Below are 7503 nucleotides of genomic sequence, written 5' to 3'. Positions count from 1 at the left end.
GAGCCCCCCTCACTCAGAAATTTTCTCTTTAACCTCTTTTGTCTTCTTAACCGCTGACTCTTTAACTTCCTTTGTCTTCTTAGCCGCTTTATCCTTTAGATCTTTAGCCTTTTCTTTCATATCATCTTTTACATCTACTGCCTTATCTTTAAGCTTACTAGCCTTATCGCTAACATTTTTCTTAGCATCATCTAGTTTTTCGCCCATCTTTTTACTCTTTTTAACAACCTTATCTTTTACACTATCTGTATTTATAGTTGTCTTTCCACTAGTTGATAGGTCTGATTTGATATTTTCAAATGTAGTATTGCCTATACCTTTTACATTTTTAATATCATCTATACTATTAAATTTATTTGTCTTGCGATACTCTATTATAGCATCAGCTTTACTATCACCTATACCATTAATACTCATAAGCTCCTCTTTTGTGGCGGTATTTATATTTACTACACCAAACAAATAAGTAGCACCAAATAGACTTGCTAGTAGTAGTTTTTTAAAGCTCATTATATATCCTTTGTATAAAATTTAATTCATTATATTTTAATACATTAAATAAAATGTAACTATACCAAAGTATGCAATGATAGCTAAATAATATTATTTATATGCCTTGGATAAGCCTTACTATAACGCACCTTACTTTATAGGCATTATTTGTAAGATTATAATAATCCTATGTCTAAAAGTATAAATAGCATTTTACTTTTTAAGCTTTGTTTTATATATAGGGGGGGGGGATATAATGATTTTTGATTTAAGAGCATAAAAAGGATTAAAAAATCATGCAAACACCTAAAATCCAAGCTCATAGCCTTAGTAGCACCCAAGACATCTTTTAAAACCAAGACTTTCTTATATCCAAGAGCTTTTGTCTATACAAGTATTTTGCAAACGGGCAGTGTATAATCACACGCGCAAAAATGTATAAATAACAATACTATAATGCCTTTAGTAGCAGCGGGCAAATCGGTATTGATGAGCTAAAATCTTAACTAAAAATAGAATTTTCATATATTGTTTTGTAAATTATGATATAAAAAGCCTCCACTTGGACACTCTTAGGTATTATCGATAGTGAAAAATTTAAAGAAAATGGCAAACGATAAAAACTATTGGGCTAAATTTTTGGACTAATAAGACATTAAACTAAATTAGAAGCAAACTAGAGAGCTGGATATAAATATATAGACTCAATTAGCAATGATGGTTTTTATATTTAGTTTAATGATTATATATGTCTATTTACTTTTTATAATTTATAATAAAGATAACTCCTAATAGCAAATATAAGTTAAGCAAATACCAATTATAATTAAAACCAAGATTATTAGCTTTAATTATATAAACACAGTAACCGCAAGACAAGATAAAACTCAGTAAAAATAAGAGTTGACAAACATAACATGCTATATTTTATAAATTTAGCTAACAAGGCAAATACCCAAATAAATAAAGATATAAATTTTATAATTGTAAAAAATTATAAGAGATAAAAGTATGATGAATTTTAGTGATAAATACCTAATATAAGTTTAGAGTCATCTTGTTTAAAATCAAAATAGTAAAAATTATTTTATATTACTTTCTAAAAACTTTACACTTTTTTAGACTATAAAAATGTAATATTAAAAATCTAATAATAGAAATAGCTCTAAAACAAACTAGTATAAAAATAAAGATATAAATAACTATGAATATAAAATAAGAAATGATTGTAAAATAAAAGCATAATTAACAAAGCTCGCAGCGACCTACTTTCCCAACATCCCAGTAAGGGAGAGTATCATCAGCCATGACGAGCTTAGCTTCTTGGTTCGAGATGGAGCAAGGCGTTTCCTCGTCTGTATAGCCACGAGCAGTGTTAAATAAAACTTACAAGTAAATCTTATTTAACACTGTTTGCGTTTGAATGTCAAGAGTCAAAGAAGTTTATAAAAACAACCTCTTGTAAGGTTACCCTTAACAAGGAAGTGATGCTTAAAAAGATAAGCAAACGAGCTATTAGTACTGGTCAGCTAAATGACTTTCATCAATTACACACCCAGCCTATCAAACTAGTAGTCTACTAGAGCTCTTAAAAGAAGATTCATCTTGGAGTTGGCTTCGAGCTTAGATGCTTTCAGCTCTTATCACATCCGAACTTAGCTACTCAGCGATGCCCTTGGCAGGACAACTGATACACCAGTGGTTCGTTCAACCCGGTCCTCTCGTACTAGGGTCAACTCTCCTCAATCTTCTTACGCCCACGGCAGATAGGGACCGAACTGTCTCACGACGTTCTGAACCCAGCTCGCGTACCGCTTTAAATGGCGAACAGCCATACCCTTGGGACCTGCTCCAGCCCCAGGATGCGATGAGCCGACATCGAGGTGCCAAACCTCCCCGTCGATGTGAGCTCTTGGGGGAGATCAGCCTGTTATCCCCGGGGTACCTTTTATCCTTTGAGCGATGGCCCTTCCACACAGAACCACCGGATCACTAAGACCGACTTTCGTCTCTGCTTGACATGTATGTCTCGCAGTTAAGCTGGCTTATGCCTTTATACTCTACGAACGATTTCCAACCGTTCTGAGCCAACCTTTGTAAGCCTCCGTTACATTTTGGGAGGCGACCGCCCCAGTCAAACTACCCACCAGACATTGTCCTACCTAAGGATAACTTAGGCTAGTTAGCTATCAGAATAAAGAAGAGTGGTATCTCAACAACGGCTCATATACAACTGGCGTCATATAATCAAAGCCTCCCACCTATCCTGCACATCTTTATCCCAATAGCAGTATCAAGCTGTAGTAAAGGTCCACGGGGTCTTTCCGTCTTGCCGCGGGTAGGAGGAATTTTCACCTCCACTACAATTTCACTGGATCCCTCTCTGAGACAGCTCCCATCTCGTTACGCCATTCATGCAGGTCGATATTTAATCGACAAGGAATTTCGCTACCTTAGGACCGTTATAGTTACGGCCGCCGTTTACTCGGGCTTCGATCAAGAGCTTCGCATTGCTGCTAACCCCATCAATTAACCTTCGAGCACCGGGCAGGCGTCACACCCTATACATCCTCTTACGAGTTAGCAGAGTGCTGTGTTTTTGGTAAACAGTCGGGAGGGACTCTTTGTTGTAACCTTCAATGCTTACGGAGTAAATCCTTCACAAAGTTAGGCACACCTTATACCGAAGATACGGTGCTATTTTGCAGAGTTCCTTAGAGAGAGTTCTTCCACGCGCCTTAGAATACTCATCCCACCCACCTGTGTCGGTTTACGGTACGGGCAACATTATCTAAACTTAGAAACTTTTCTTGGCTCGACAGTATCAAGGATTCGCTATCCATTCCGAAGAACTTCAAACGCCTGTAGGGTCTCGACTTAAAAAGATCCGGATTTGCCTGGATCTTAATCTACACCTTTCGACCAGCACTTCCATCCGCTGGCTCCTTTAACTCTAAGCGTCCTTCCATCGCACAATAATGTTGGCATTGGAATATTAACCAATTTTCCATCGCATACCCCTTTCGGACTTTGCTTAGGACCCGGCTAACCCTACGATGACGAGCATCGCGTAGGAAACCTTGGGTTTACGGCGTTGGGGATTCTCACCCCAATTATCGCTACTCATGCCTGCATGCTCACTTCTATCCGCTCCAGCACTCCTTACCGGTATACCTTCAACGCTGAATAGAACGCTCTCCTACCACTTAGTAAAACTAAGTCTAAAGCTTCGGTACTCATTTTAGCCCCGTTATATTTTCCGCGCAAAATCACTAGACCAGTGAGCTATTACGCTTTCTTTAAAGGATGGCTGCTTCTAAGCCAACCTCCTGGTTGTTTCAGTAACTTCACATCGTTTTCCACTTAAATGAGATTTAGGGACCTTAGCTGTTAGTCTGGGTTGTTCCCCTCTCGACGACGGATTTTATCACTCGCCGCCTGACTGCCATGATTACACACTAGGTATTCGGAGTTTGATAGGGTTTGGTACATTGGTGTATGCCCTAGCCCATTCAGTGCTCTACCCCCTAGTGTTACTACATGACGCTATACCTAAATATATTTCGGAGAGAACCAGCTATTACGATGTTTGATTGGCCTTTCACCCCTATCCACAAGTCATCCCATAGCTTTTCAACGCTAGCGGGTTCGGTCCTCCACTGGTTCTTACACCAGTTTCAACCTGCTCATGGATAGATCACATCGTTTCGGGTCTGCAACATCTGACTAAACGCCCTATTAAGACTCGCTTTCGCTACGGCTCCGGGTTTCCTTAACCTCGCCAGACATCACAACTCGCAGGCTCATTATGCAAAAGGCAGTCCATCACCCTGATAAATCATAGGGCTCTGAATGATTGTAAGTAAATGGTTTCAGGTTCTATTTCACTCCGATCACCTCGGTTCTTTTCACCTTTCCCTCACGGTACTTGTTCGCTATCGGTCTAGTAGTAGTATTTAGGGTTGGATCGTGGTCGACCCAGCTTCAGACAGGATATCGCGTGTCCCGCCCTACTCAGGATACTGCTAAGTAAAACATCGCTTTCATATACGGGAGTATCACCCTCTACGCTTAACCTTTCCAGATCATTCTATTAGCTTTGTTTAGTCTATATTGCAGTCCTACAACCCCGTTAGTAAACTAACGGTTTGCCCTCTTACGCGTTCGCTCGCCGCTACTAGCGTAATCTCTATTGATTTCTCTTCCTGTTGGTACTAAGATGTTTCAATTCCCAACATTCGCTCCATTATATGGTAACTGACATCTCTATCAGTTGGGTTGCCCCATTCAGAAATTCCCGGATCAAAGCCCCTTGACGGCTCCCCGAGACTTATCGCAGCCTGGCACGTCTTTCATCGCCTCTACTAGCCAAGGCATCCACCATTCACTCTTAGTAGCTTACCTTTTATTAGTATATTTTGTTGTATATTCTAATTCGCATCACTTCCTTGCTAAAGATAACATATAAATTTAAAAAGACTAGCTTTTAAATTGAGTTACTACATCTAAATTTTAATCTCCAAGACGGAAAGCATTGACAGATAGTATGGATAAGTTTTTAAATCCCATAAAATCTTGTGATGTCAAACTTCTGCATTTAATGCAAGAGAGTAAAATCTAAGATCTTTAACAAGTCCTGTAAAATTGTTTTTATTAAAAACTTGTTTGTGACTCTTAACAATGATAATTCAAAGAACATTAGACAATAAAAGTCTAAACTAAATACTCAAAAAAGTACTTGGTTTAGACTTTAAAACTATTATAACACTGCATTTAAGGGCTATGATTATAGCTAAAAAGAGCTTATATAAAGCTTTAATGGTGGGCCTAACAAGACTTGAACTTGTGACCTCACCCTTATCAGGGGTGCACTCTAACCAGCTGAGCTATAGGCCCTTTACATTTTAATTTTTCTGGTGGAGAATAGCGGGATCGAACCGCTGACCTCCTGCGTGCAAAGCAGGCGCTCTCCCAGCTGAGCTAATTCCCCAGAATATCATTCTAAAATTTAATAGAAGGATACATCTTTATTAGCTGTCAATCTTTCAAAACTAAACAAGTGTGATTGAGTTCTCATTTCTGAACTGATAGTTGTGAGACTTATCAGTTTGTACTCTAGAAAGGAGGTGATCCAACCGCAGGTTCTCCTACGGTTACCTTGTTACGACTTCACCCCAGTCGCTGATTCCACTGTGGGCGGTAGCTAGTTTAGCATTCCGACTTCGAGTGAAATCAACTCCCATGGTGTGACGGGCGGTGAGTACAAGACCCGGGAACGTATTCACCGTAGCATGGCTGATCTACGATTACTAGCGATTCCGGCTTCATGGAGTCGAGTTGCAGACTCCAATCCGAACTGGGACATATTTTATAGATTTGCTCCATCTCGCGATATTGCGTCTCATTGTATATGCCATTGTAGCACGTGTGTCGCCCCGGACATAAGGGCCATGATGACTTGACGTCGTCCACACCTTCCTCCTCCTTGCGAAGGCAGTCTATTTAGAGTGCTCGGCCTAACCGTTAGCAACTAAATACGTGGGTTGCGCTCGTTGCGGGACTTAACCCAACATCTCACGACACGAGCTGACGACAGCCGTGCAGCACCTGTCTCAACATTCTAGCAAGCTAGCACTTTCGTATCTCTACAAAATTTGTTGGATATCAAGTCCGGGTAAGGTTCTTCGCGTATCTTCGAATTAAACCACATGCTCCACCGCTTGTGCGGGTCCCCGTCTATTCCTTTGAGTTTTAATCTTGCGACCGTACTCCCCAGGCGGTATACTTAATCCGTTAGGTGCATTACTGCCTTGACTAGCAAAGCAACAACTAGTATACATCGTTTAGGGCGTGGACTACCAGGGTATCTAATCCTGTTTGCTCCCCACGCTTTCACGCCTTAGCGTCAGTTGAGTTCCAGCAGATCGCCTTCGCAATGGGTATTCCTGGTGATCTCTACGGATTTTACCCCTACACCACCAATTCCATCTGCCTCTCCCTCACTCTAGATTATCAGTTTCCCAAGCAGTTCTATGGTTAAGCCATAGGATTTCACAAGAGACTTGATAATCCGCCTACGCGTCCTTTACGCCCAGTGATTCCGAGTAACGCTTGCACCCTCCGTATTACCGCGGCTGCTGGCACGGAGTTAGCCGGTGCTTATTCGTCAGGTACCGTCATGGTTCTTCCCTGACAAAAGGAGTTTACGCTCCGAAAAGTGTCATCCTCCACGCGGCGTTGCTGCTTCAGGGTTTCCCCCATTGAGCAATATTCCCTACTGCTGCCTCCCGTAGGAGTCTGGACCGTGTCTCAGTTCCAGTGTGACTGATCATCCTCTCAGACCAGTTATGCGTCATAGCCTTGGTGAGCCATTACCTCACCAACTAGCTGATACAATATAGTCTCATCCTACACCGAAAAACTTTCCCAACTTAACTTGTGCTAAGAAGGAGTATGGAGTATTAGCAGTCATTTCTAACTGTTGTCCTCCAGTGTAGGGCAGATTAACTATACATTACTCACCCGTGCGCCACTAAGATTAAATAGCAAGCTACTTAATCTCCGTTCGACTTGCATGTATTAGGCACGCCGCCAGCGTTCACTCTGAGCCAGGATCAAACTCTCCATAAAAATTAATTTATGAAGTTTTTAATCTAAAAACTTTTGTTTTTTATTTATTAGTTTTAGTTTGTTATAATAAACAAACTGGCTCAATCGATCACTTGTTTAGATTTCAAAGATTGACTAATAGTTTAACATTATATAATTTAAAAGAACAACGATAAAAAGGAAAGCTTTATTAACTCAAGAAGGTTAAAAGTGGTTTCTCTCAACTCGTGAGCTGGAATTATATATGATAAGTGCTTAAATATCCCTTAAATATAAAAAAGAATTTTAAAAAATTGAAAAAATATTAAAAACAGTGTAGAAATATATAATATATAGCAATAAGATGAGTATAAAAAATAAATATAGATTATGTAAGTAAATTTGGGGTTTACTTACATTAAA

The 7503-nt window shown here is 39.9% G+C and carries 2 tRNA genes, 3 rRNA genes and 1 pseudogene; all 6 read right to left on the bottom strand.

Going from position 1 to position 7503, the window contains the following annotated elements:
• Positions 1-273: 273 nt before the first annotated feature.
• Positions 274-510: pseudogene (locus tag U5B17_RS09515) on the bottom strand (ComEA family DNA-binding protein); the annotation flags it as partial.
• 1234 nt (positions 511-1744) lie between these two features.
• Positions 1745-1863, bottom strand: a 5S ribosomal RNA gene (rrf, locus tag U5B17_RS09510).
• Between the two features lie 124 nt (positions 1864-1987).
• Positions 1988-4896, bottom strand: a 23S ribosomal RNA gene (locus U5B17_RS09505).
• 415 nt (positions 4897-5311) lie between these two features.
• Positions 5312-5388 (bottom strand) — tRNA-Ile (locus U5B17_RS09500).
• Between the two features lie 18 nt (positions 5389-5406).
• Positions 5407-5482, bottom strand: a tRNA-Ala gene (locus tag U5B17_RS09495).
• Between the two features lie 129 nt (positions 5483-5611).
• Positions 5612-7122: ribosomal RNA gene (locus tag U5B17_RS09490) — 16S ribosomal RNA — on the bottom strand.
• Together the 16S, 23S and 5S rRNA genes with 2 tRNA genes alongside form the textbook arrangement of a ribosomal RNA operon.
• Positions 7123-7503 lie beyond the last annotated feature (381 nt).

This window comes from Campylobacter australis, assembly GCF_050586305.1.
Classification (GTDB): Bacteria; Campylobacterota; Campylobacteria; order Campylobacterales; family Campylobacteraceae; genus Campylobacter_A.
This window is presented reverse-complemented; position numbering and strand designations above follow the sequence as displayed.